The 22,265-nt window shown below is 71.7% G+C and carries 25 protein-coding genes; 12 read left to right on the top strand and 13 right to left on the bottom strand.

The annotated features are described in order from the left end of the window. Nucleotides 1-63: 63 nt before the first annotated feature. Nucleotides 64-1,863, bottom strand: a complete 1,800-nt coding sequence (locus ACFW2G_RS08790) for a serine/threonine-protein kinase (protein WP_384582726.1) — start codon at nucleotides 1,861-1,863, stop codon at nucleotides 64-66. 204 nt (nucleotides 1,864-2,067) lie between these two features. Then, nucleotides 2,068-2,931 (bottom strand): menaquinone biosynthetic enzyme MqnA/MqnD family protein, encoded by an 864-nt coding sequence (locus ACFW2G_RS08785; protein WP_384446354.1) that lies wholly within the window; start codon nucleotides 2,929-2,931, stop codon nucleotides 2,068-2,070. 237 nt (nucleotides 2,932-3,168) lie between these two features. Here ACFW2G_RS08785 and ACFW2G_RS08780 point away from each other — a divergent pair, with 237 nt between their 5' ends. Further along, on the top strand, nucleotides 3,169-3,372 hold the full coding sequence (locus ACFW2G_RS08780; protein ID WP_030012116.1) for a cold-shock protein: 204 nt from the start codon (nucleotides 3,169-3,171) through the stop codon (nucleotides 3,370-3,372). Nucleotides 3,373-3,589: 217 nt separating this feature from the next. Here ACFW2G_RS08780 and ACFW2G_RS08775 read toward each other — a convergent pair whose 3' ends face one another. Next, nucleotides 3,590-5,281: a lytic transglycosylase domain-containing protein gene (locus ACFW2G_RS08775; RefSeq protein WP_384582723.1), complete on the bottom strand. Its 1,692-nt coding sequence runs from the start codon at nucleotides 5,279-5,281 to the stop codon at nucleotides 3,590-3,592. 453 nt (nucleotides 5,282-5,734) lie between these two features. Between ACFW2G_RS08775 and ACFW2G_RS08770 the strand changes: the two genes are divergently transcribed. Beyond that, nucleotides 5,735-6,331: a dihydrofolate reductase family protein gene (locus ACFW2G_RS08770; RefSeq protein WP_384582720.1), complete on the top strand. Its 597-nt coding sequence runs from the start codon at nucleotides 5,735-5,737 to the stop codon at nucleotides 6,329-6,331. A gap of 24 nt (nucleotides 6,332-6,355) precedes the next feature. Here ACFW2G_RS08770 and ACFW2G_RS08765 read toward each other — a convergent pair whose 3' ends face one another. Then, nucleotides 6,356-6,853, bottom strand: a complete 498-nt coding sequence (locus ACFW2G_RS08765; protein WP_157840192.1) for a hypothetical protein — start codon at nucleotides 6,851-6,853, stop codon at nucleotides 6,356-6,358. A gap of 772 nt (nucleotides 6,854-7,625) precedes the next feature. Between ACFW2G_RS08765 and ACFW2G_RS08760 the strand changes: the two genes are divergently transcribed. Next, nucleotides 7,626-7,763, top strand: coding sequence for a hypothetical protein (locus tag ACFW2G_RS08760; protein ID WP_384582717.1), 138 nt, complete (start codon nucleotides 7,626-7,628; stop codon nucleotides 7,761-7,763). Between the two features lie 377 nt (nucleotides 7,764-8,140). Next, nucleotides 8,141-8,347 (top strand): hypothetical protein, encoded by a 207-nt coding sequence (locus tag ACFW2G_RS08755; protein WP_384446347.1) that lies wholly within the window; start codon nucleotides 8,141-8,143, stop codon nucleotides 8,345-8,347. Between the two features lie 90 nt (nucleotides 8,348-8,437). On the opposite strand, the gene ACFW2G_RS08750 is transcribed toward ACFW2G_RS08755, so the two are convergent. From ACFW2G_RS08750 to ACFW2G_RS08740, 3 genes are all read right to left on the bottom strand, one after another. After that, a complete protein-coding gene (locus ACFW2G_RS08750; protein ID WP_384446345.1) occupies nucleotides 8,438-10,312 on the bottom strand; it encodes an AMP-dependent synthetase/ligase in 1,875 nt (624 codons plus the stop codon). Between the two features lie 306 nt (nucleotides 10,313-10,618). Beyond that, a complete protein-coding gene (locus ACFW2G_RS08745; protein ID WP_384582714.1) occupies nucleotides 10,619-11,503 on the bottom strand; it encodes a helix-turn-helix domain-containing protein in 885 nt (294 codons plus the stop codon). A 213-nt stretch (nucleotides 11,504-11,716) separates the two neighbouring features. Further along, nucleotides 11,717-12,124 carry an ATP-binding protein gene (locus ACFW2G_RS08740; RefSeq protein WP_384582711.1) on the bottom strand — a complete coding sequence of 136 codons (408 nt, stop codon included), beginning with the start codon at nucleotides 12,122-12,124 and terminating at the stop codon, nucleotides 11,717-11,719. A gap of 155 nt (nucleotides 12,125-12,279) precedes the next feature. On the opposite strand from ACFW2G_RS08740, the gene ACFW2G_RS08735 reads away from it, so the two are divergent. From ACFW2G_RS08735 to ACFW2G_RS08710, 6 genes are all read left to right on the top strand, one after another. Then, nucleotides 12,280-13,137, top strand: coding sequence for a helix-turn-helix domain-containing protein (locus ACFW2G_RS08735; RefSeq protein WP_384582708.1), 858 nt, complete (start codon nucleotides 12,280-12,282; stop codon nucleotides 13,135-13,137). Further along, nucleotides 13,134-13,325, top strand: a complete 192-nt coding sequence (locus ACFW2G_RS08730; protein WP_384582705.1) for a DUF397 domain-containing protein — start codon at nucleotides 13,134-13,136, stop codon at nucleotides 13,323-13,325. Before ACFW2G_RS08735 ends, ACFW2G_RS08730 begins: the two co-directional genes overlap by 4 nt. 22 nt (nucleotides 13,326-13,347) lie before the next feature. Then, nucleotides 13,348-13,539 (top strand): DUF397 domain-containing protein, encoded by a 192-nt coding sequence (locus ACFW2G_RS08725; protein ID WP_384582702.1) that lies wholly within the window; start codon nucleotides 13,348-13,350, stop codon nucleotides 13,537-13,539. A gap of 62 nt (nucleotides 13,540-13,601) precedes the next feature. After that, the gene (locus ACFW2G_RS08720; RefSeq protein WP_236647536.1) at nucleotides 13,602-14,039 is read left to right on the top strand and encodes a hypothetical protein; all 438 of its coding nucleotides are present in this window, start codon (nucleotides 13,602-13,604) and stop codon (nucleotides 14,037-14,039) included. Further along, nucleotides 14,036-15,427 carry a hypothetical protein gene (locus ACFW2G_RS08715; protein WP_384446338.1) on the top strand — a complete coding sequence of 464 codons (1,392 nt, stop codon included), beginning with the start codon at nucleotides 14,036-14,038 and terminating at the stop codon, nucleotides 15,425-15,427. Before ACFW2G_RS08720 ends, ACFW2G_RS08715 begins: the two co-directional genes overlap by 4 nt. After that, entirely contained in the window at nucleotides 15,424-15,744 is a 321-nt protein-coding gene (locus ACFW2G_RS08710) for a hypothetical protein (protein ID WP_384446336.1), read from the top strand. Before ACFW2G_RS08715 ends, ACFW2G_RS08710 begins: the two co-directional genes overlap by 4 nt. Before the next feature lie 255 nt (nucleotides 15,745-15,999). Here the strand turns inward: ACFW2G_RS08710 and ACFW2G_RS08705 are convergent, their stop codons facing one another. The 5 genes from ACFW2G_RS08705 to ACFW2G_RS08685 all read right to left on the bottom strand — a co-directional run bounded on the left by ACFW2G_RS08705 (nucleotide 16,000) and on the right by ACFW2G_RS08685 (nucleotide 20,503). Next, nucleotides 16,000-17,337, bottom strand: a complete 1,338-nt coding sequence (locus ACFW2G_RS08705; RefSeq protein WP_384446334.1) for a dicarboxylate/amino acid:cation symporter — start codon at nucleotides 17,335-17,337, stop codon at nucleotides 16,000-16,002. Between the two features lie 372 nt (nucleotides 17,338-17,709). After that, a complete protein-coding gene (locus tag ACFW2G_RS08700; protein WP_052030316.1) occupies nucleotides 17,710-17,982 on the bottom strand; it encodes a DUF4229 domain-containing protein in 273 nt (90 codons plus the stop codon). A 197-nt stretch (nucleotides 17,983-18,179) separates the two neighbouring features. Further along, a complete protein-coding gene (locus ACFW2G_RS08695) occupies nucleotides 18,180-18,704 on the bottom strand; it encodes a GNAT family N-acetyltransferase (RefSeq protein ID WP_384582698.1) in 525 nt (174 codons plus the stop codon). A gap of 118 nt (nucleotides 18,705-18,822) precedes the next feature. Beyond that, complete coding sequence (gene mqnE, locus ACFW2G_RS08690; RefSeq protein WP_037918797.1) at nucleotides 18,823-19,986, bottom strand: aminofutalosine synthase MqnE; 1,164 nt, start codon at nucleotides 19,984-19,986, stop codon at nucleotides 18,823-18,825. A gap of 61 nt (nucleotides 19,987-20,047) precedes the next feature. Continuing rightward, the gene (locus ACFW2G_RS08685; protein ID WP_030026281.1) at nucleotides 20,048-20,503 is read right to left on the bottom strand and encodes an Lrp/AsnC family transcriptional regulator; all 456 of its coding nucleotides are present in this window, start codon (nucleotides 20,501-20,503) and stop codon (nucleotides 20,048-20,050) included. A 122-nt stretch (nucleotides 20,504-20,625) separates the two neighbouring features. On the opposite strand from ACFW2G_RS08685, the gene ACFW2G_RS08680 reads away from it, so the two are divergent. Continuing rightward, a complete protein-coding gene (locus ACFW2G_RS08680; RefSeq protein ID WP_269084508.1) occupies nucleotides 20,626-20,760 on the top strand; it encodes a hypothetical protein in 135 nt (44 codons plus the stop codon). Between the two features lie 8 nt (nucleotides 20,761-20,768). Here ACFW2G_RS08680 and ACFW2G_RS08675 read toward each other — a convergent pair whose 3' ends face one another. After that, the gene (locus tag ACFW2G_RS08675; RefSeq protein WP_037918796.1) at nucleotides 20,769-21,461 is read right to left on the bottom strand and encodes a UbiX family flavin prenyltransferase; all 693 of its coding nucleotides are present in this window, start codon (nucleotides 21,459-21,461) and stop codon (nucleotides 20,769-20,771) included. An 86-nt stretch (nucleotides 21,462-21,547) separates the two neighbouring features. Here ACFW2G_RS08675 and ACFW2G_RS08670 point away from each other — a divergent pair, with 86 nt between their 5' ends. Next, nucleotides 21,548-22,159 (top strand): rhomboid family intramembrane serine protease, encoded by a 612-nt coding sequence (locus ACFW2G_RS08670; RefSeq protein WP_384446328.1) that lies wholly within the window; start codon nucleotides 21,548-21,550, stop codon nucleotides 22,157-22,159. Nucleotides 22,160-22,265 lie beyond the last annotated feature (106 nt).

Raw genomic sequence — 22,265 nt, 5'->3', positions numbered from 1 at the left:
CGGCGGTGTGTCTGTGTCAAGGTCCGGACCGAGCCAGCCTACGCCAGGGTCCGGCGGCGGCTTTCAGGGGCTGCGCCTGAGGTCGCCCTCGGGGTTCCCGGCCGGGCTGTCGCCCGACGTGTAGTGGAGCGTCCCGTCCGCGTTCAGGGTGAACCGCTCGTCGGCGGAGCCGTTGGAGCAGACCCCCGGGGCCGGGTTGGGTCCGCCCGCGGTGTCCAGCACCAGGGAGCGGTCGGTGGCCGAGGCGAGCTTCCAGTCACCGCTGCAGTCGGTGCCGAGGACGGCCAGGACGGACTTGTCCCGGGCGACGACCTCGCCGACCCGGCCGCCCTTGATGGTGATCTCGAACTCTGACGAGAGCCCGAGGCGGGCGGTGGTGACCGTGCCCTTCCACGTACCGATGAACTCCTTGGGCACGTCGGTACGGGTCCCGGACGAGGGCCGCGCGGAGCTCGCGCCCGAAGCCGGGGCGGAAGCGTCCGGGGCGGAAGCTCCCGGGGCGGGTGAGGAGGCGGAGGGCCGCGCGCCGGCGTCGGCCAGGTCCCGCTGCCCGCCGCCCTGCCCTGGCAGCAGGTCCAGGAAGTAGAGCCCGCCGGACAGCAGCGCCAGGACGGCCGCGGCGGCCAGCACGAGGGTGCAGCTGAACCGGCGGCCGCCGGTGCTGACCGTGATCTGCCGGCCGCCGGGCTCCGTCCGCGGATGCGGCAGCGCGCCGGCCCCGGGCGGCCCGGAGGGCGGGCCGCCGGCCGGGGCCCCGCCGGCGGTCTCGGTGGGGCTGCCATGCGGACCCACCGCCGGGACGGCGTACGGAGCGCCCGCGCCCTGGCTCCCGTACGAGGGGTCCGGTGCCCCGAAGCCGCCACCGGCGGGGGCGTACGACCCGGCGGTGAACGGGACCGGGCCCGACACCGCCTCCGGTCCCGCGGGCCCGCCTCCGGCCGGGGCGGGGCCGGCCGCGGCGGCCCCCTCGGCGGGGCCGGCGTCGAGGTCGAGCAGGGCAACCGCGGCCCGGCTGGCCTCCTCGACCAGGGACGCGGGGAGCCAGCCCGGGACGCCGAGCGCCCCGGCCAGGGCGGCGGCGACGGCGTCGGGGGCGGGCCGGTCGGCGGCCGTCTTGGCCAGGCAGGCCTCGATCAGGTCGCGCAGGTCCCCGGCGTGGAGCCCACCGAGCTCGGGCGGTTCGTGCACCACCTTGTAGAGGAGGGTGGCGGAGTTGTCCCCGGTGAACGGCGGCCGGCCGGTCGCAGCGAAGGCCAGCACCGCGCCGAGCGAGAACACGTCGGCCGCCCCGGTGATCCCCTTGCCGAGGATCTGTTCGGGCGCCATGTAGCCCGGCGAGCCGACGGAGACTCCGGTGGAGGTGAGCGAGGCGGTGCCGTCGGTGGCCCGCGCGATCCCGAAGTCGATCAGCCGCGGCCCGTCGAGGGTGAGCATCACGTTCGACGGCTTCACGTCCCGGTGGACGAGCCCGAGCCCGTGCACGGCCACCAGGGCGCGTGCCAGCCCCGCGCCGATGGCCCGTACCGAGGTCTCGGGGAGCGGCCCGTGCGCGGCGAGCGCGCGGTCCAGGGAGGGGCCCGCCACGTACCCGGTGGCCACCCACGGAACCGGGGCCCCGGGGTCCGCGTCCAGCACCGGCGCGGTCCACTCGCCGCCGACCCGTCGGGCCGCCTCGACCTCGCGGCGGAACCGGGCCCGGAACTCCTCGTCGGAGGCGAAGTGCGGGTGGACGATCTTGACGGCGACGGTCCGGCCGCCCGCGCTGCGTCCGAGGTAGACCCGTCCCATGCCACCCGCGCCGAGCCGGCCGAGCAACCGGTACGCACCGATGGTCCGCGGCTCACCGGCTTCCAGCGGATGCATCGCGCCCCCCAATTCCCCGTGTTTCCGGGCGCCTTGTGGCATCCGGTCGAGCAGCAGCCTAGGGGGTGGCAGCAGCGGGAGGGTGCGGCCGCCACCCCTTTGCATTTCCCCCGACCGGCGGAGGAATGCGGAAAGGGCGGGAATTCCCGGGAAACCGGGCATTCACCTGGCGGGCGCTTTGGATCTACCCGGCGGTAAACGCGGTCAGCACTCCTGCACCATCGCGCTCAGCAGCTCCACGGACACATCCGCGGGATAGCCCGTCGTCGCTCCCGTCCGGCGGGCGAATTCCCGTACGCCGGCGAGCTGATCGGGCCCGAAGCGGAAGTCGAGCGTCGTGAAGTACCGCTCCAGCAGCGCCGCGTCGAAGGCCTCCCAGCGGGCCGCCTGCTCGGCGACCTTGGTGACCTCTTCGAGGGAGAGGTCACGGGAGGCGAGGAAGGCCTCGTGGACCTTCTGGACGACCGCGGGCTCGCGGGCCAGGTAGTCCTTGCGGGCGGCCCACACGGCGAACACGAACGGCAGTCCGGTCCACTCCTTCCACATGTGCCCGAGGTCGTGGACGGTCAGCCCGAGCCGGGGCGCGTCGTGGAGGGATGCCCGCAGCGCGGCGTCGCCGATCAGTACGGCGGCGTCGGCCTCCTGCATCATCACACCCAGGTCAGGCGGGCAGGTGTAGTAGTCGGGCTCTACGCCGTACTGCTCGGACAGCAGTAGCTGGGCCAGGCGTACGGACGTACGGGAGGTCGAGCCGAGGGCGACGCGGGCTCCGTCGAGCCGGTCCAGGGGGACCTGCGAAACGATCACGCAGGACATCACGGGGCCGTCGCAGCCGACCGCGAGATCGGGGAAGGCGACGAGCCGGTCGGCGTTGCGGAGGAATTCCACGAGGGTGATCGGGGCGATGTCCAGCTCCCCGTCGACGAGCCGCTGGCTGAGCTTCTCGGGGGTGTCCTTGGTCAGCTCCAGGTCCAGCAGCGTGCCGGTTCTGGCGAGCCCCCAGTAGAGAGGCAGGCAGTTCAGGAACTGAATGTGGCCGACGCGGGGCCGGCTGCGGTAGACGTCCACATCGCGAGACTAGTCCCACGGTCCGCGTCAGCCCTGAGGAGGGTCTCAAACGTCCGGGTGACGTGATCTTTCCCTCTGGTCTCGGCCGCATGGTGCGTGCTAGGCTCGACGCAAGTTGCAGTTTGGTTTCCCTTGCAGTACGAGGCCTGCGGAGAATGTGACCCGCAGGCTTTTGTAGTTTTCAGACTTCTTAGCAGGTTCTGGAGCAGGGCGACCCTTTGGCCCATAGGAGGGCTCATGGCTACCGGAACCGTGAAGTGGTTCAACGCTGAAAAGGGCTTCGGCTTCATCGCCCAGGACGGCGGCGGCCCGGATGTCTTCGTCCACTACTCCGCGATCAATGCCTCTGGCTTCCGCTCCCTGGAGGAGAACCAGACGGTGAACTTCGACGTCACGCAGGGTCCGAAGGGCCCGCAGGCGGAGAACGTCACCCCGGCCTAGTCGCCTGGGCCAACCTCCATCGCGGGTTGGAAAAGCAGTACCCAAGGAGCCCTGTCCCCTCTGCGCGAGCAGAGCGGCGGGGCTCCTGCCTTTCCCCTCCGGATCGCGGCGGGGGCGGATATGCCCTGGGGCCCGCACCGTGTGCACGGTGCGGGCCCCAGGGCGTGTGTACGGCCGGGCCGGCCGGGTCCGACGCGCCCGCCGACCCGGGCCCGGGTCAGTTCGCGGCGTCCGCGGGCGGGGCGGTGATCTCGATGCGGAGGATCAGGACCACGTCCTCCGGGGTGACCAGGCGGAGCTGGTAGGCGCCCGGGGCGAGGTCCGCGTCCGTGAAGAGCTCCGGCAGGACGATCCGGCCGTCGGCGGCGGTCTCCGGCAGGGTGAGGCTGAAGACCTTCTTGCCGTTCTCGTCCTTGAAGTAGGGGCCCTTCGCGGTCTCCGGGTCGGCCGGCACCCACTCGCCGCCCTTCTCCAGGCCCAGACCGGCGACGACTCCGGACACGGCGACGGCCTTGCCCTTGGCCGTGGCCCGGACCTCGACCCCCTTGATGCTCGTACCGGCGACCGCCGCGAGCGGCTTCGCGCCGTCCGGGCGGGCGAGCAGGTCGGCGACCGGCGCCGTGACCTTGCCCGTGAAGTTCGCGGTGAGCCGGCTGGTGGTGTCGTAGGCCGAGACCCGCAGGGTGAAGGTGCCCGCCGTGGCGCCGGCCTTGAGGCCGGGCGCGGCGGCGATGCCGTCGGCGCCCGTCGTGACCACCAGGGAGGTCGCCGTCCCGAAGAGGGTGCCGGTGGCGTCCTCCTCGATCGCGAAGATCACCTCTCGGTTCGCTGCGGGCTTGCCGTCACTGAGGAGCAGCTTGACCCGCGGAACCGTGGTGAAGGCGGTCCCCGCCTCGGCGGTGAGGCCGGGACCGTCCAGCACCGTCAGGTCCTGGAGGTACGGGGCCGGCTTCTCCGGGGTGGGGGTCGGCGTCGGGGTGGGCGTGGGCGTCGGGGTGGGCGTGGGCGTCGGGGTGGGCGTCGGGGTCGGCGTCGGGGTGGGCGTGGGCGTCGGGGTCGGCGTGTGGGTCGGCGTCGACGTGACCGGCTGCGGGCGGGGCGTGGGCAGGGTGCCCGGCTGCGCCGGCGGGTAGGTGCCGACGGGCGGGTTGGCGACCTCGGTGGCGCCCTGCTGGTACTGGCGCATGTAGCCGAGCACGGTGTTCACGTACTCGCGGGAGTTGTTGTAGCTGAGGATCGCCTTGTCGAGCTCGGCGGCCACGGACAGGTTCCGGTCACCCGCGCACAGGTAGAGGCCGGCGCCGAGGGCCGCGTCGTAGATGTTGTTCGGGTCCCGCTTGGAGTCGCCGTTGCCGTCGGCGCCCCAGGTGGCCCAGGTCGAGGGGATGAACTGCATGGGACCGACGGCGCGGTCGTAGACCACGTCCGCGTCCCACTCGCCCCGGTCGGTGTCGCGGATCTCGGCGAAGCCGTTGCCGTCGAGGCGCGGGCCCCGGATCGGCTTCTCCGTGTAGCCGTCGGCCTTGAGCCCGTAGCCGGAGGCGTGGACGGACTCGACCCGGCCGATGCCCGCGAGCAGCTGCCAGGGCAGCTTGCAGTTGGGGAGCGCGGCCGCCACCGACAGCTCGGCGCGGTGGTAGGCGTCGAGGGCGGTCGCGGGTATGCCGCTCGCGCCCTCAGGGGTGCCCGCCCCCGCGGCGGGCGGCGGGTCGGCGACGATGTCCGGCAGGTCCAGCCGGGCGTCACCGCGGTCGGTGGCCTGCGGGCTGTCCGGGGTCGGTTCGGACTCCCCCGCGTCCGCGGTCGACGGCGTGGAGACGACCGCGGCAGTGGTCAGGCTGGCCGCGAGCGCGGCCGTGCACAGGACCTTGCGCGAGGTGTTGACGATGTGGCGGTGAAGCGGCTTCACAGTGCGGCGATCCCCCCAAGGAGCCGTTCAGGGTATGCGGCCGGTCGGGCCGTGAATATCCACTGTCTATCAGGTATTCCGACCCGACTCGCCGTCCGCCCGGCAGATGTGACGGACCATTCGTCTCGCCTTCACCACGGTCCGGCGACAGAACGGACAACAGCCTCAACTCTCCGCCCGAAATAGCCCGATGACAACCTGATTCAAGCCGTACTACGCCCGTTCGAAGCCATCGGGCAGGCCTGCGGCCACGCCAGCGTCCACCCACCCGGCTGCGCCGATGCGCGGTCCCCCCCCCGCCGCTCCACGGGGCCCACTCGCCACCCCGCACGCGCCACTCGCGGCAGTGTGACCCGGATCACCCAAGAAGGATCGCGGGGACCGATGCATTCCGCGGCGCCCGCCGGTCTTACTTGCATCGACACCGACCCGGACAGAAGAGGAACGATCCCCATGCGCATCGTCATCACTGAATTCATCAGCCTCGACGGGGTCGTGCAGGCCCCGGGCGGGCAGGGCGAGGACGGCGACGGCGGCTTCGCTCACGGTGGCTGGACCCAGCCCTTCTTCGACCCGGAGGTCGTCGGTGGCGCCTTCACCGAGGCCCTGGAGAAAGCCGACGCACTGCTGTACGGGCGCCGCACCTGGCAGAACATGGCCGCCGCGTGGCCGCAGCGGGCCGGCGACCCGTTCGCCGACCAGATGAACGCCCTCCCGAAGTACGTCGTGTCCGACACCCTGGGCGACGACGAGCTGACCTGGAACAACACCACGCGGATCGACGGCGCCAAGGCCGTCGCCCGCATCCGCGAGCTGCGCGACGGCGACGGCGGGGACCTGGTGGTCATGGGCAGCCCCACCCTGGCACGCACCCTGCTGAGCGAGGGCCTCGTCGACGAGCTCCGGCTCATGATCATGCCGGTGCTACTGGGCGGCGGAAAGTCGATCTTCCCCGAGGACGGCGGCCTGCACACCCTCGAACTGACCTCCACGGCGATCAGCCCCGCGGGCGTGCACGTGTGCACCTACCGCCCGGCCGCCGAGGCCTAGCACATCTCGGGATCGGGACCGCCGTCAGAACACGGCGGTCCCGATCCCCACCAGGCATCCGGCCACCGCCCCCAGCACGACGGCGGCGAACAGGCCGGCCAGGGACACGAGGAAGTAGCCCTCGGCCTTCCTCACCGTGCCACTGCGGGCACAGGCGAACAACCAGGCCGCGAACGTGAGGAACGGTACGAGCAGCAGCCCAGCGGCGGTGCCGAAGTTGAACACGGCCGTCCCCGACAGCTCGTAGGCCCGACCTCTCGCCGTCCGAACCTCCACCTCGGCCCCCCGCCGGTACGCGTCGGCGGCCGTGTCCAGCACGATCTCGCGCGCCTCCTCCCCCGGGCGGCGGGGGGTGTACCAGCCCGCACAGTCGGTACCGGTCGCCCAGCCCTCGGCGGCGGGGGCCTCGTAGCAGCGGTCGACCTCGACGACCCCGTCCACGGGCCCGAAGCCGAGTACCGCGCCCATCTGCGGCCCCGGCAGCACCCACATCAGCCACCCGGCCACGGCGAGCGTCACCACCACCCCACCACCGGCCAACCCCCGCCCCCACCTCCGCACAGCAGCTCGCACGGCGCCCCCTCTCCCGTGCGGGCCGATACCCGCGGGGGCCGGGGCGTAACGCGTGGGCGGGGTGGTGGCGGGGGGCGGTGGGGCGGCATCAGAGCTGTTCTGGGGGTTTCCCGTCAGTCCCATCGTCTCTCCGGTTCGTGCCGGCCGGTCAAGGGCGCTCCCTGCGGTCGCGTCGCTGCGCGATGGCCTTCGGCCACCCTTGACCGACCGTCCCGCCCCGGACATCCGAAAGACCGCCGGTAAGCCCCCAGAGGAACGGGCCGGTGCCAACTTTCCGGGACGGGGCGTCGGAGGCGGCACGGGCGAAGCCCGCAACGCACCCGATCGCTCCGCACTCCTCGCCTCTCAGCGTCTGCTACCCGTCCGGGGCTGGGCATGGGCCGCACACACCCTAATCGCTTCTCGCGGACGGCGTCTGACGGCGATCGGGGGAGGCGGGAGGGAGGGATGACGGCTGAGTCGAAGTCGATGCAGGCCTGAGAGGGAGTGGGTGAGCGAGGCGGTACAACGACCGACCGTCAGAAGAGATTCACTACAGCACATCATGACATGGGCGCTCGACGGGCCGCAGTTACCATCGATCGCCCCAAGCAGAGCGCCCTTGAATGCGCACCGTGAGCTGTTTGCGGTAGCGGAAATCGTTTCTGTGGTGAACATTTGTGTCGACCGGACTCCAGATCGCGGATTACCCGCAGGCAACTCCTACGCCGACCGTTACCACTTGACGGCGAGTGCACCGATCAGCGGGGAGCGGTGGTGGGCGTTCGCGACCAACTCCGACCCCGACAACGCGGGAACCCTGAAGGCCTACGCGATCTGCGCGAAGGTGGTCAAGAACCCGACCCTCACCACCCCCTGACCTGAAGCACCCGTCCCGGTTCTGGACGTACGCAGGAGTACGTCCAGAACCGGCGATCGGCCGGCCAGCACCTCCTGACCCCGACCGCCGTCAGACGCCGTCCGCGAAAAGCGACCAAGCCGGCTGCGGCATGTGACCAGCGCCGGGACGGGGCGGTGCCCCGGCGAAACACCACACCCACAACCCCGCCCCGCTCGCCCCACCCCCATCGGCTTCCGCAGCGCTCCGGCCCCACCGTGAGGGCCTGGCCGCCTGCCGTGTCAAGCCCCGAGATGCCGTGGCGTGACGGCGCGAGGACGGCGGGGCGCAATGGTCGTACGAGGTTCGGCCTCCGCAGGCCGGCCGCCACCGCTCTCCGCAGCGCCAAGGAGTACGCCATGACCAGCATCCACCGTCTCGCCCTGCTCAAGGCAGCCATCGCCGTGGGAGCCCTGCGTGTGGCGCCCGGAGCGCCGGGCGCGATCGGAGACTCCATGGAGCGCGCCGCCACCGGCACGCTCGTCCCCATGCAGCCCGCCTCGCGGGGTGCGCCCGAACGCCCCGTGCGGGTGCCGCTGCACAGCCGCTGGTCCGACGTCGCCTGATGCAGCGGGGCTCTGGACCCAAGCGATCCGTCGCGGATTATCGACCAGCGGACGCCCCAGGGTCCGCGGCGCAGCCCAGACCCATCGGGCTCACGTCCCCCGCGGCCCCCGGTACAGCTCGTCGATGCGGTCCGCGTAGTCGCGCGCGATCGCGCTCCGCCTGAGCTTCAGCGACGGCGTCAGGTGCCCGCGGGCCTCGGTGAAGTCGCCCGGCAGGACGGCGAACCGACGGATCGACTCGGCCCGTGACACCAGCTGGTTCGCCTCGTCGACGGCCCGCTGGAGGTCGGCCAGCAGTTCCCCGTCCCGCACCAGGTCCCGCATCGGTACGTTCTGTTTCTTCCGCATCTGGCGCCAGTGCCACAGCCCGTCCGGCTCCAGGGTGATCAGCGCGGCGACGTAGGGCCGGTTGTCGCCGACCACCATGCACTGCCCGACCAGCGGGTGGGCCCGCAGGCGGTCCTCCAGTGGCGCGGGGGCCACGTTCTTGCCGCCGGAGGTGATGATCAGGTCCTTCTTGCGGCCGGTGATGGTGAGGTACCCCTCCGCGTCGAGCGCTCCGATGTCCCCGGTGGCCAGCCAGCTGCCGGACGGGAGCGCCTGCCCGCTGTTCCAGTAGCCCGCGAAGACGTGCCGACCGCTCAGCAGCACCTCCCCGTCGGACGCGATCCGCACCGCGGTCCCGGGCAGCGGCCAGCCCACCGTGCCGAGCCGGGGCCGCTGCGGCGGGGTGACGGTGCTGGCCCCGGTCGTCTCGGTGAGCCCGTAGCCCTCGAAGACCTCGATGCCCGCGCCGGTGTAGAAGGCGGCGAGCCTGCGCCCCAGGGGCGATCCGCCGCTCAGGACGTAGCGGACGCGACCGCCGAGCGCGGTCCGGATCCGCCGGTAGACGAGCGGGTCGTACAGCGCCCGTGCGGCGCGCAGTACCGGCCCGGGCGCCTTGCCCTCGACGCTCTCGCCGACGCGGCGCGCGATGCGGGCGGCCCGGTCGAAGGAGGAGGCGCGGCCCATGCTCTCGGCAGTGGCTCGGGCGGTGTTGTAGACCTTCTCCAGGACGTAGGGGATGGCGAGCAGGAAGGTCGGGCGGAAGCCGGCGAGGTCGGCGAGGAGGTCTTCGGTACGGATGCTGGGCGCGTGGCCGAGCTTGACGCGGGCCCGGAGGCAGCCGACCGCGACCATGCGGCCGAAGACGTGGCTCAGCGGCAGGAACAGCAGGGTCGAGGCGGGGTCCTCGCTGACGGACTTGAAGACGGGGTGGAGCAGCTCGATGGAGTTGTCCACCTCGGCGAAGAAGTTGGCGTGGGTGATGACGCAGCCCTTGGGCCGGCCGGTGGTGCCGGAGGTGTAGATGAGGGTGGCGACGGAGTCCGGGGTCCGGTTGCCCCGCCGCAGGTGCACGAGGGCGTCGGGGATGCGCTCCCCCGCCTTCACCAGTCGACCGATCGCGCCCGTGTCGAACTCCCAGAGGTGGGCCAGCCGGGGCAGGTTGGTCCGTTCGGAGCTGAGGATGCGGGCCTGCGCGGTGTCCTCGACGGCGCAGGCCACGGCGCCGGAGTCCTGGATGATCCAGCGGGCCTGGAGGGCGGAGGCGGTGGGGTAGATGGGTACGGTGACCAGCCCCGCAGCCCAGCCGGCGAAGTCGAGCAGGGTCCACTCGTAGGTCGTGCGGGCCATGATGGCGAGCCGGTCGCCCTCGCGCAGCCCCTCGGCGATCAGCCCCTTGGCGACGGCGAGCACCTCGGCCGCGAACTCGGCGGCCGTGACGTCGCGCCAGGTCCCGTCGGGCTCCTTGCGGGCGAGTACGGCCTCGTGCGGGGCCTGGGCGGCGTTGTCGAAGGGGATGTCCCCCAGGGATCCGTGCGCGGGGGCCGCGGCCAGCGCGGGTACCCGCACCTCACGCACCACTCCGTCGACGACCGTCCGGACGGGCTCCACCGGTTTCGGCTCCGCTTCCACGGCGCACACTCCTCGACTAGACGGGTGTTACCGCCGGTAATCTACGGAGGGGCACCCCCGCCCGACCACCCCCCGGAGCCCTTCTTCACCGACGCTCCACCCCGCGACCGCCGCCACCGCACGGCCGGGGGAATCGAGGAGATCCGTACCGCGCACCGCGTCTCCGACGCTCACCGCGGGCCCCGACCCCCGCCCGGGACCATCCAGCCCCCGAGGGGCAGCGGGGACGTGTCCCGTCACTCACCCCGCAGGAACGGGCGCCAGCCGGGGCTCGACGGCGCGGAGCGGACGGGCCGCTGTCAGCCGCGGAGGCCCTTACGCGGCGTCCGTCGAGCGGGCGTCCTGCGAGCACGCGCCGCAGCGGCCCGGGGCCGGGGCGCGGAAGGCGTGGTCGCAGCCGTCGCAGTTCTGGAGCGGGTCCGGACGGGCGGGCGGGCGGACCGGCCGGCCCGGCGGGGCGGGCGGCAGGTGCGGCGGGAGCAGGGCGGTGAGCCGGTACGCGAGGACGGACGCGGGGCGCCGCATGTCCGCAGGGAGGTCCGAGGACAGGGCCCGCTCGACCGCGCCCGGTTCGACGCCGCGCCGCAGCCACTCCGACACGCCCGGCGTGAGCCGCCGCACGTCCCGTTCGGACAGCAGGAGCCGCGGATCGCGGCGCCGCAGCCGCGCCAGCAGGTCGGCCGCACCGGGGTGCACCCGCTGCGCCTCGGGAGCCGCCGCGGGCGGGGGATCATCGGCCTCCTGCGGTACGACCCCCGGCTCCGGTTCCGGTGTCGGCTCGGGGTCCGGGTCCGGTACGGGTTCCCGGCCGGGCGGAGGAGGGCCGTCCGGGGCGGAGCCCGGCTTGTTGTACGAGTACGTACGGGTCACCACCCGCCCGCCCTCCAGCCGCTCGCGCCGCCGCTCCAGGTACCCGTGCCTCTCCAGCTCCCGCAGGGCGGAGGCGATCCGCACCTCGCCCTCCGGGAAGCGGCCGGCGAGGGCCTTGATGCCGACGGGGGCGCCGTCCGGCAGCGACTGGATGTAGGCGGCGACGCCGATCGCCGTCGCGGACAGTTCGCGGTGCTGGAGGAGGTGGTTGCCGACCACGGTGTAGTGACTCGCATGCCACGTGTTGACGTGGATGACACCGGATCGGGCGGTGCCGGAGGGAACTCGGGACGTGGCGCGCGAGGGCGCGCTAGGGTACTGGGGAGCCATTGGGAAGATGCTGCTTCCTTGTTGGTCAGGCCCTCGGCCGGGATGCCAGTCCCACCGGGGGCCGTCTCATGTCTGGGGTTGTCGCGGCGAGCATATGCCCGCCAACCCACCGGAAATCCAGCCCAGTTGACACCTTTCACCCGACCGAGCGACGCGGGCCGGGTGTGGTTGGTCGGTTGGTTCTTTCCTCCGGTTCTTTGGGTCTTTATGCGTCTAAGCACGCCGGGTCGCGGACCCCCGTGACCCGGCCGCCAGGGGCACCTCCGCCCACACCACCTTGCAGGGCGAAGGCCCTTCCCTGACGCCCCAACGGTCCGACAGCGCTTCGACGATGAGCAGTCCGCAGCCCGCGTCGCGGATGCGCGGGACCCGGTCACCGCGCGCGTCCGTCACCTCGATCAGCAGCGCCTCCGGGGTCGCCGTGAGGGCCAGCCGGAAGTCCCGGCCGGGCACGCGCCCATGGGTCACGGCGTTGGCGGCGAGCTCCGCCACGACGTGCGCGGGTTCGATCAGGGGCAGGCCCCAGCCGCGTAGTTGCTCGACGGTCAGGAGACGGGCGAGACGTGCGGCGCGCGGGGTCGCGGACAGCTGGACCTGGAAGTCGACGAATTGAGAAATCACGTCACTCAGCGTGTCCGTGCGTGCGTACCGTGAGAAGCGGCACCGCCCGTGCGTCCCGGCTTTGTCCGGGGCTTGTCCGGACCCGTCCCGACTGTCCGGACCGACCCGAGGGGTACGAGGCGTTGCGTACATCGGCTCGTCGGAGGTGGGCGCGCGTGGGCGTGGACAGTGACGGTACGGAAGAGCCCGGCTGGGACGTCGACCCGGAGGACGAACAGGGCGCGGCGGTGGTGGCCGCGCTGGGCCGCCAGCTCAAGGCGTGGCGGGAGTCAGCCGGCCTACGGCCCGCCGATTTCGGGGCGGCCATCCAGTACGGGGAGGACCAGGTCCGCAAGGTCGAGGCGGGCAAGCGGATCCCCCGCCCCGAGTACCTGGACAGGGCGGACGAGGTCCTGGACGCCGGGGGCCGGATCTCCGCGATGAAGGCCGACCTGGAGCAGGTCCGCTACCCGAAGAAGGTGCGGGACCTTGCGAAGCTGGAGGCGAGGGCCGTCGAGATCGGCTCGTACGGCAACCACAACATCCACGGTCTGCTCCAGACCCCGGAGTACGCGTCGGCACTGTTCAGGATGCGGAGGCCCGCGTACTCCCAGGACGAGATGGACCACAACCTGGCCGCCCGCCTGGCCCGTCAATCCGTCTTCGAACGCACCCCCGGACCCGCGCTCAGTTTCGTCCAGGAACAGGTCACGCTCACCCGTCCGATCGGAGGCACAATGGTGCTGCGCCGCCAGCTCGAACACCTCCTGGAGGTCGTCCAGTTGCCGAACGTCGAGTTCCAGGTGATGCCCACCAACCGCGAGGAGCACGCAGGCATGGGCGGGCGGATCCAAGTCCTGAAATTCGCCGACGGCACGGCGGTCGGACGATCGGACGGCGCGTTTCACGGCCGAACGGTCTCCGACCCGAAGCAGCTCCGAATCCTCGAACTGCGCTATGGCATCATCCGAGCTCAGGCGCTCACGCCCCGGGAATCGCGGGCCTTCATCGAGGAACTGCTGGGAGAGACATGACCGACAACCGTGAGCTCGGCTGGTTCAAGAGCAGCTACAGCGACAGCAGCGAAGGCGACGACTGCGTCGAAGTGGCGACCACCCCCGGTGCGATCCTGGTCCGCGACTCCAAGGACACCTCACGTGCCCACCTGGCCTTCGGCCCTCACGCATGGGCCGGTTTCGTGGCCCACGCGTCCCACGCCTGACGACACCCCGGGGCAGGAGCACATGACAGACAACCGCGAGCCCGACTGGTTCAAGAGCAGCTACAGCGACGGCAGCGAAGGCGACTCCTGCGTCGAGGTGGCCACCACCCCCCGCGCGGTCCTGGTCCGCGATTCCAAGGACACCTTGCGCGCCCACCTGGCCTTCGGCCACCCCGCCTGGGAAGGGTTTGTCGCACACGCGTCCGGCCTGTGACGGAACCGGGGGTTCCTCTCCCGCGTCTCCCGATGAACGGTCGCCAACTGTGCGGGGGATGGATGTCGTTCGACGCGGAATGGGCGGAGCACAAAGCCCTCGCCCGGTCGGCGCCGGCACCCGCGCCAGACCCGGTACCGGCGCCCGGGGCGGGCGGTGACGGTCCGGCCGGGGCGCTGGTGGCCACGGCTTCGTCCCTCAACGGGAATGCGAACCTCCTGATCGAGATCGCCGCGCTGCTCCACGAGGGCCGCCCCGACGGCGACGCGAGCACCATGGCGCGCGCCCCGCGCGCCCATGCCGACGTGGCCGCACAGACCCTCCGCTTCGCCGCGTTCGCCGACGACCAGTTCAAGGACACCGTCGCCCTCTTCGCCGGGCTCGCCACCCGCCTCAAGACCGCCGGCACGAGCTTCGCCGAGGTGGACGACGACACCGCCCGGTCCTTCCTGGCCGGCCTCCTCGACTCGGGGCGGTACGTGCCGCCGGAGTGCAAGTGAGCAGGGGGATCAGCCACCGCGAGGACGTCGCGTTCCTGGAGGAGTGCAGTCCGCCGCTCATCGAGCGCAACGCCGCCGAGTTCCGCCGTCTGCGCGACCTCCTGGTCCAGGTCGGAGCGCCGGCCCGGCGCGCGGAGACCCGTACCGAGTGGGAGAGCGAAGGCAGCCACACGTACACCGAGCGCCTCACCGAGGCCCGGCTGCTGGTGGCCCAGATGGCCGAAGGCTACGACAGGGCCGCCAGTGCCCTGAACGCCTACGCCGCCGCCGTCACCACCGCGACGTCCCACTACCGCAACGGCAAGCACACCGAACGGGCGCTCGCGGCGCTCATCGGCACCAAGGGCGTGGCGGTCACCGAGGCCGCGCGGGCGGCGGAGCCCATGCGGCGGTGGGAGGACATGCGGGCCACGACCGGATTCCTCGACTTTCTGGCCGAGGTCACCCTGGACGTCGACGACATCCGGGAGGAGGCGGACCGGCTCCACGACGCGGCGGGCGGCAGCTTCCACCTCGCGAAGACCGTGGAGGAGGAGGCCCGCGCCACGTGCGTCCACGCGCTGAAACAGGCATACGGGCTGCTCCCCGAGTTCAGGGTGCCGGGCGGCGGCGCACGGCCCGACCTGTATGCGGCGATGGCGGACATCCGTCGGGAGGCGGCGGAGGCCGCCGCCTCTCCGCTGACCCGCCTGCCCGGCAGCGGCCCGAAACGGGAGACGGCGCCGGCGGTCGGCGACGCCGAGATGTCACCTGCGCTGCGTGACATCCGAATGCGGATCTCGTCTCTGCCTGTGGCGGACGACAGCTACTGGGACCCTCCGGGCGACGACGAGGAGCGGGCCCGCTGGATCTCCCGCAACAAGGAGCTGCTGCGGGCCGCCGCGGGGCATGCCGGACTGCCCGAGGAACTCGTCGCGGGGATCGCCTGGAAGGAGATCGGCGGGCAGTACGGACTCACCGACGACCTCACCGACACCCTGCGCGGCGCGGCCGCCTCGCCGCTGAGCCCCCTCTCGCCGCGGGACCTGCCGTGGCGGCTGGGCGGGATGCCCGACGAGACCTCGTTCGGGCCGCTCGCAATCCAGCTGCGCCGGGGCGCCGAGGTGCTCGGCTACGATCCGGCGCACCTCACGCGGGCCCAGCGGGACCTGGTGGAGGAGTCGCTCCAGGATCCGAAGCAGAATGCGTTCATCGCTGCGGGCCATCTGGCCCGGCTCAAGGCCGAGGCGGGGTACGGCGACGTGCCCGCGGAGCGGCTGACCGAGACCCAGATGCGGGAGATCGCCGCCCGCTACAACGGCGGCCCGTACTGGCGGTCGGGCAAGGCCCAGGACTACGGCGATGGTTTCGGCGACGCTCTCGGCAAGGTGAAGGACGCGATGGGATGACAGACGGCAGCGGGACCATCGTCCCGCCCGCGGACCGTGGCTGGGCGCGCCGGGTGCTCGGGCTCCTCCTCGCCCTCGTGCACGCCCTGAACGCCGTGCTCGTCTACGCCGCCGTGTCCCGCGGGCCGCAGGCCTCATGGGACCACCAGGGGTACGAGGGCACGGCCGCGGCCGTCTTCCTCTCCCTCTGCCTGAGCGCGCTCGGGCTCCTGATCACGCTCGCCCCACCCGTCCGCAGGCTGCTGGGCTCGTGGTGGCTCGCGCCGCCGCTCGTTCTGGGGGTGCTCGCATGGGTTCGCATCGAGACGCTCGGCTGAGGCCGCCCCGCGGGTACACCGGTCTGCCCGCGCCACGCGGCCTCCTCGGCCGTTCGGGGCCCGCCGCCGCACGGCGGGCCGCTGGTGGTTCGCGGCCGGTACCGTTCGCGGCTCGTTGCTGATCGCGGCCCGTTGCCGGTCTCGACGACCGCACTCGTCCGCGCCCGCACCGTCCGGCGTCCTGCGGGGAAAAAGACGCCGCGGCCCCCGCCCGGACGGGGGCGGGGACCGCGGAGTGTGGGATGTGCGGGCTGCTCAGGCGGTCGCGGCGGCCGGCTGCGGCGCGGCGTCGACGACGACCGGGGCGGCGGGCTCGTCCAGCGGGGAGGCCGAGGCGTTGCCGTAGGCCTCCTTGTCCAGGATCCCCTCGCGGGCCGAGACGATGACCGGGACCAGGGCCTGGCCGGCGACGTTCGTGGCCGTGCGGATCATGTCCAGGATCGGGTCGATCGCCAGCAGCAGGCCGACGCCCGCGAGCGGGAGGCCCAGGGTGGAGAGGGTCAGCGTCAGCATGACGGTGGCGCCCGTCAGGCCGGCCGTCGCGGCGGAGCCGATGACCGAGACGAAGACGATGAGCAGGTACTCCTTGATGCCCAGCTGCACGTCGAAGATCTGCGCGATGAAGATGGCGGCGAGTGCCGGGTAGATCGCGGCGCAGCCGTCCATCTTGGTGGTGGCGCCGAACGGGACGGCGAAGGAGGCGTACTCCTTGGGAACGCCGAGGCGTTCGGTGACCTTCTGGGTGACCGGCATGGTGCCGACGGAGGAGCGGGAGACGAAGGCCAGCTGGATGGCGGGCCAGGCGCCCTTGAAGAACTGGATCGGGCTGACCTTGGCGACCGTCGCGAGCAGCAGCGGGTAGACGCCGAACATGACCAGGGCGCAGCCGATGTAGATGTCGGCGGTGAAGGTGGCGTACTTGCCGATCAGGTCCCAGCCGTACGTGGCGATCGCGGTGCCGATCAGGCCGATGGTGCCGATCGGGGCGAGGCGGATGACCCACCACAGGGCCTTCTGGAGGAGCTCCAGGGCGGACTCGGCGAGGTCGAGGACCGGCTTGGCCTTGGCGCCGAGCTGGAGGGCGGCGATGCCGGCGACGACGGCCAGGAAGACGATCTGAAGGACCTTCAGCTCGGTGAACGGGGTGACGATGTCCGTCGGCACGATGCCGGTCAGGAAGTCGATCCAGGAGCCGGTCTTCTTGGGCTCCTGGCCGTCGGCGGCGGTCAGGCCGGTGCCCGAACCCGGGTCGGTCAGCAGGCCGATGGTGATGCCGATGCCGACCGCGATCAGCGAGGTGATCATGAACCAGAGGAGGGTGCGGGAGGCGAGGCGAGCCGCGTTGTTCACCTTGCGCAGGTTGGTGATCGACACCAGGATCGCGAAGAAGACGAGCGGGGCGATGGCCAGCTTGAGCAGCTGGACGAAGATGTCGCCGGTCTTCTCCAACGTGGTGCCGAGCCAGCTGACGTCCTGGCTGCGGGCTATCCAGCCGAAGAGGACGCCGAGGGCGAGACCGGCGACGATCTGGGCCCAGAAGGGGAACTTGAACGAGGCCTTGGCAGGGGCCTGTGGGGTCGCGGACACGGACACTCTCCGGAGGTGGCGCACGGGGTGAGGGGGGGGTGGTTCTGCGGGTGTTGCGGTGCGGCAGCAGCCAGGAAGGGCCGGCCGGGACCGCTGCTGTATCGATTCAGCTCAACAGCAACAGGCCGCGGACGCGCGGCGGCAGAGGTCGACGTGCAGGCGCATCACGAGCGGGACGCTCGTGATCATCGGGTGCGCAGCTGTGGTCAACATGATGAACACGCTAACACTCATCCTTTGGGAATCTCAAAGGGGCGCTTTGAGACAGCGGCGCACGGGGCCCTCTTGCGCGGGCCCGGAGAACGCCGCCGCCCCAGCGCTACGGGCGGCGTACCCGGCGCTGGGGCGGTTCGGTGTGTGAGAAAGCCAACGGGGGCGTTACGACCCGACGCGCGCCGCGTCGTCGGCCTGGTCCTCCTGGCTGCGGTTCTCGGCGAGCTTCTGCTTCGCACCCGCGACGCGCCCGGAGATCTGCGCGGACATCTCGTCACGCTGCTTGCGCAGGAGGACGAAGGAGAGTGGGGCGGAGAGCACGAGGGCGAGCAGGACGACCCAGGCGCCGTTGGCGTCGCCGAGCCCGGCGGGGACCAGGCCGAACCGGACGAGGAGCGCGACGACGGCGAGGCAGCCGACGAAGATGCCCAGGCGCATCGCGGTGTATCGGATCGTTGCGCTCGGCTTGAGGGACACGGTGACCCCTTCTCTCTCGTCGTGGTCGGATGCGTCGTGCGTCACGCGTCGTGCGTCACGCGCCGGGCGTCACGCGTCGCACGGCGCCTTCCAGTGAAGCATGCCGAGACCCGGCAGCGGCCCGCCGGGGTGCGCGGGGGCGGCCCGTCCGGCCGCCGTCACAGGAGCGGCAGGAGCATCGTGATGTCGTCGCGGTCGTCGCCTGGGGCCATGCGGACGGCGCCGGGGACGCGACCCACCTGCTTGTAGCCACAGGAGGCGTAGAAGCGCTCCAGGCCGAAGCCGCCGCGACAGCTGAGGCGGATGGCGTCGATTCCCTCGATCGAGCGGGCCGCCGCCTCGGTGGCGGCCATGAGGTCGCGCCCGAGGCCCCTGCCCTGGTGGCGCGGATGGACCATCACCGTGCAGGCCCACAGCCAGTGCCGATGGAGCCGGTGCGCGTTGCGGACGAGGAAGGCGGTCGCGGCGACCGCCCCGGCCTCGTCGTGCCCGACCAGCAGCCGGCGGCTCCCGTCGACGACGCCGACGAGGTGCTCGTCAAGCGAGGGGCGGACGTCGTCGTGGGTGACCGGGGGCACGAAGCCCACGGCGCCGCCCGCATTGGAGACGTCGACCCAGAGTTCGAGGATTCCCTCACACAGGGAGGGCCCGACGACCGGATCCAGGGTGAAAGTAATGGTCATTTTACTGAGTTCAGTCATTACCTCATGGGTCGTCCAGGCAAAGCTAAACCCCGGCCCATGGGCCGGGGTTAACTCGCCGGAAGCGGCTGCGGCGCGCCGGGCGCCGGGCGCCGGAGGGTCAGACGCGCATCGCCTGCGGGGTCTCGCGCAGGTTCGCGTCCGGGCCGGGGTACTCGCGGATGATCTCGTAGCGCGTGTTGCGCTCGACCGGGCGGAAGCCGGCCTCCCGGATCAGCTCCAGCAGGTCCTCGCGGCCCAGCTTGTTCGGGGTGCCGTAGTTGTCCGCGTCGTGGGTGATCTTGTACTCGACGACCGAGCCGTCCATGTCGTCCGCACCGTGCTGGAGTGCGAGCTGGGCGGTCTGCACGCCGTGCATCACCCAGAAGACCTTGACGTGCGGCACGTTATCGAAGAGCAGCCGCGAGACCGCGAAGGTCTTCAGCGCCTCGGCGCCGGTGGCCATGGTCGTGCGCGCCTGGAGCCTGTTGCGCACCTTGCCGTCCTGCATGTCCACGAAGTCGTGCTGGTAGCGCAGCGGGATGAAGACCTGGAACCCGCCGGTCTCATCCTGGAGCTCCCGCAGCCGCAGCACGTGGTCCACGCGGTGGCGCGGCTCCTCGATGTGCCCGTACAGCATCGTCGAGGGGGTCTTGAGGCCCTTCGCGTGCGCGAGCCGGTGGATGCGCGACCAGTCCTCCCAGTGGGTGCGGTGGTCGACGATGTGCTGGCGCACCTCCCAGTCGAAGATCTCCGCACCGCCGCCGGTGAGCGACTCCAGGCCCGCCTCGATCAGCTCGTCCAGGATGTCGGAGGCCGACATGCCGGAGATCGTCTCGAAGTGGTGGATCTCGGTCGCCGTGAACGCCTTCAGCGAGACGTTCGGCAGGGCCTTCTTCAGCTCGGACAGCGAGCGCGGGTAGTAGCGCCACGGCAGGTTCGGGTGCAGGCCGTTGACGATGTGCAGCTCGGTGAGGTTCTCCGTCTCCATGGCCTTGGCCAGGCGGACGGCCTCCTCGATGCGCATCGTGTACGCGTCCTTCTCGCCCGGCTTGCGCTGGAAGGAGCAGTAGGCGCACGACGCGGTACACACGTTCGTCATGTTGAGGTGGCGGTTGACGTTGAAGTGGACCACGTCACCGTTCTTGCGCGTGCGCACCTCGTGGGCGAGGCCACCGAGCCAGGCCAGGTCGTCCGACTCGTAGAGGGCGATGCCGTCCTCACGGGTCAGCCGCTCGCCGGAGCGGACCTTCTCCTCCAGCTCACGCTTGAGCCCAGCGTCCATGTACCGGTCGCCTCCTCTAGATGCCTCTTGCCTGTCCTGCAAACCCTGACCCACCGTACTCTCAGGCTTCCTCGGGCAGCTCCCCGACCCGGTTCTCCCACTTCGTGGAGAGCACGATGGTGGTGCGGGTGCGCGAGACGCCCTTGGTGCCGGAGAGCTTGCGGATGATCTTCTCCAGGCCGTCCACGTCGCTGGCGCGCACCTTGAGCATGTAGGAGTCGTCGCCGGCGATGAACCAGCAGTCCTCGATCTCCGCGAGGTCGCGCAGCCGCCGTGCCACGTCCTCGTGGTCGGCGGCGTCGGAGAGGGAGATGCCGATCAGTGCGGTGACGCCGAGGCCGAGCGAGGCGGAGTCGACCGTCGCGCGGTAGCCGGTGATGACACCGGCCGTCTCCAGACGGTTGATGCGGTCGGTGACGCTGGGGCCGGAGAGGCCCACGAGACGGCCCAGCTCCGCATATGAGGCGCGACCGTTCTCCCGGAGTGCCTGGATGAGCTGCCTGTCCACCGTGTCCATGACGTGGGGCCTTCCATTATTCGGCGATCCTGCAAGTCTAGGTATAGAATCTAAGGCATGCGGGGTCAACACCCTGCGATTTCCTTCATCAGATCACTAACGATCTTCAGGAGTGATACACCGTGTTCACGATCGAGATGGCGCACGCACACATGCGACAGCTCCAGGAGCTGGCCAACCGATCCCGAGCCCACCAGCCCGTCGCGGCCGCCCGCGTCGACAAGGCACGCAAGCCGCTCGGCCGCAAGAAGGCCTAGTCACCGGCCTAGTCGGCACCGTTCGCCTCCCGGGGAGCGCGGGAGCCTCCCAGCTCCCCCTCCCAGCGGCGGTAGAGCCGGTGCGGCACCCCTGCCGCGTCCAGCACCCGCCCCGCGACGAAGTCCACCAGATCCTGGATGTGCGTCGCACCCGCGTAGAACGCCGGAGAGGCGGGCAGCACGACCGCGCCCGCCTCGTCCAGCGCCACCAGATGCTTCAGCGTCTGTCCGTTCAGCGGGGTCTCCCGCACCGCGACCACCAGTCGGCGCCGCTCCTTGAGCGTGACGCTCGCCACGCGCTGGAGCAGGTCCTTCGACAGCCCGAGCGCCACCCCCGCCACGCAAGCCGTGGACGCCGGGACGATCAGCATCCCCTTGACCGGGTACGAGCCCGAGCTCGGGCCGGCGGCCAGGTCCCCGGCACCCCAGTACCGCACGTCCGCGTCGGCCGCCAGGCCCTCGAAGGTCCCCGGCTTGCCGTCGGCTCCGCGTGCCAGCCACTCCGCAAGGTCCGCGCGCCAGTGCGCGTCACGGAAGGCGATGCCCGTCTCGTCCAGCAGGGTGAGACGCGAGGCCCGGCTCACGACCAGGTCGACGCTCTCCCCCGCGGCGAGCAGGCCACGGAGCACCGCCGCCGCGTAGGGCGTCCCGGACGCTCCGGAAACCCCGACCACCCACGGCGTGCGATTGCGCTCTGTCATACCTCCGAGACTATCCGGCCACGCCGTGCGGGCACTCAGTAAGGTGACCGCACGTTCCCGTAGGGGGAGCCGCGAAGGGGGCGAAGATGAGCACGACGGTCGATACCGGCTGGACGCAGACCCGCAGGGCCAAGGCGGCTGCCCAGCTGATGCTGGGCTGGGTGGCCCTGCTGTGGGCCCTGGAGGCAGTCGACCACCTCACCGGTCACGCCCTCGACCAGTACGGGATCGTCGCCCGTGACCCCGACACGCTCACCGGCGTCGTCTCCGCGGCCTTCCTGCACTTCGGCTTCGACCACGTCGCCGCCAACAGCGTCCCGCTGCTGGTCCTCGGCTTCATAGCCGCCCTGTCCGGGATCCGCCGGTTCCTCGCGGTGTGTGGCCTGATCCTGCTCGCCGACGGCCTCGGCACCTGGCTGATATCCCCGTCCGGCACCATGACGCTGGGTGCCTCCGGCATCGTCTTCGGCCTCTTCGGCTATCTGCTCGTACGGGGCTTCGTCGAGCGCAAGGCGCTGGGCATCGCGGTGGCCGTGGGCGTGGCCGCTGTCTGGGGCACCACGGTCGTCTCCGGCATCATGCCGACGGACTCGGGCGTCAGCTGGCAGGGACACCTGTGCGGCCTGGTGGCCGGCATCGTGACGGCCCTGTACTTCCAGCGCCCGGCCCGCCGCCGCCCGGCGGCCGTCACGGGCTGACCACCGCCCGGTCCGCGGGCGGGCCCGGGGCCTCCCGCAGCCCTGCCCGGGAAGCCGCTCGCGCATCTGCCGGCGTCGGTCCCGGCGGCGCCCCGGCCGCTGCGCT

It is taken from the genome of Streptomyces sp. NPDC058880, assembly GCF_042742535.1.
Lineage (GTDB): Bacteria > Actinomycetota > Actinomycetes > Streptomycetales > Streptomycetaceae > Streptomyces.
This window is presented reverse-complemented; position numbering and strand designations above follow the sequence as displayed.

What these genes read in the sequence shown, in the direction of transcription:
- ACFW2G_RS08790 (WP_384582726.1), bottom strand. Translation starts at nt 1,863, where the DNA reads ATGCATCCGCTGGAAGCCGGTGAGCCGCGGACCATCGGTGCGTACCGG.
- ACFW2G_RS08780 (WP_030012116.1), top strand. Translation starts at nt 3,169, where the DNA reads ATGGCTACCGGAACCGTGAAGTGGTTCAACGCTGAAAAGGGCTTCGGC.
- ACFW2G_RS08770 (WP_384582720.1), top strand. Translation starts at nt 5,735, where the DNA reads ATGCGCATCGTCATCACTGAATTCATCAGCCTCGACGGGGTCGTGCAG.
- ACFW2G_RS08755 (WP_384446347.1), top strand. Translation starts at nt 8,141, where the DNA reads ATGACCAGCATCCACCGTCTCGCCCTGCTCAAGGCAGCCATCGCCGTG.
- ACFW2G_RS08745 (WP_384582714.1), bottom strand. Translation starts at nt 11,503, where the DNA reads ATGGCTCCCCAGTACCCTAGCGCGCCCTCGCGCGCCACGTCCCGAGTT.
- ACFW2G_RS08730 (WP_384582705.1), top strand. Translation starts at nt 13,134, where the DNA reads ATGACCGACAACCGTGAGCTCGGCTGGTTCAAGAGCAGCTACAGCGAC.
- ACFW2G_RS08725 (WP_384582702.1), top strand. Translation starts at nt 13,348, where the DNA reads ATGACAGACAACCGCGAGCCCGACTGGTTCAAGAGCAGCTACAGCGAC.
- ACFW2G_RS08720 (WP_236647536.1), top strand. Translation starts at nt 13,602, where the DNA reads ATGTCGTTCGACGCGGAATGGGCGGAGCACAAAGCCCTCGCCCGGTCG.
- ACFW2G_RS08710 (WP_384446336.1), top strand. Translation starts at nt 15,424, where the DNA reads ATGACAGACGGCAGCGGGACCATCGTCCCGCCCGCGGACCGTGGCTGG.
- ACFW2G_RS08700 (WP_052030316.1), bottom strand. Translation starts at nt 17,982, where the DNA reads ATGCGCCTGGGCATCTTCGTCGGCTGCCTCGCCGTCGTCGCGCTCCTC.
- ACFW2G_RS08695 (WP_384582698.1), bottom strand. Translation starts at nt 18,704, where the DNA reads ATGACCATTACTTTCACCCTGGATCCGGTCGTCGGGCCCTCCCTGTGT.
- mqnE (WP_037918797.1), bottom strand. Translation starts at nt 19,986, where the DNA reads ATGGACGCTGGGCTCAAGCGTGAGCTGGAGGAGAAGGTCCGCTCCGGC.
- ACFW2G_RS08685 (WP_030026281.1), bottom strand. Translation starts at nt 20,503, where the DNA reads ATGGACACGGTGGACAGGCAGCTCATCCAGGCACTCCGGGAGAACGGT.
- ACFW2G_RS08675 (WP_037918796.1), bottom strand. Translation starts at nt 21,461, where the DNA reads ATGACAGAGCGCAATCGCACGCCGTGGGTGGTCGGGGTTTCCGGAGCG.
- ACFW2G_RS08670 (WP_384446328.1), top strand. Translation starts at nt 21,548, where the DNA reads ATGAGCACGACGGTCGATACCGGCTGGACGCAGACCCGCAGGGCCAAG.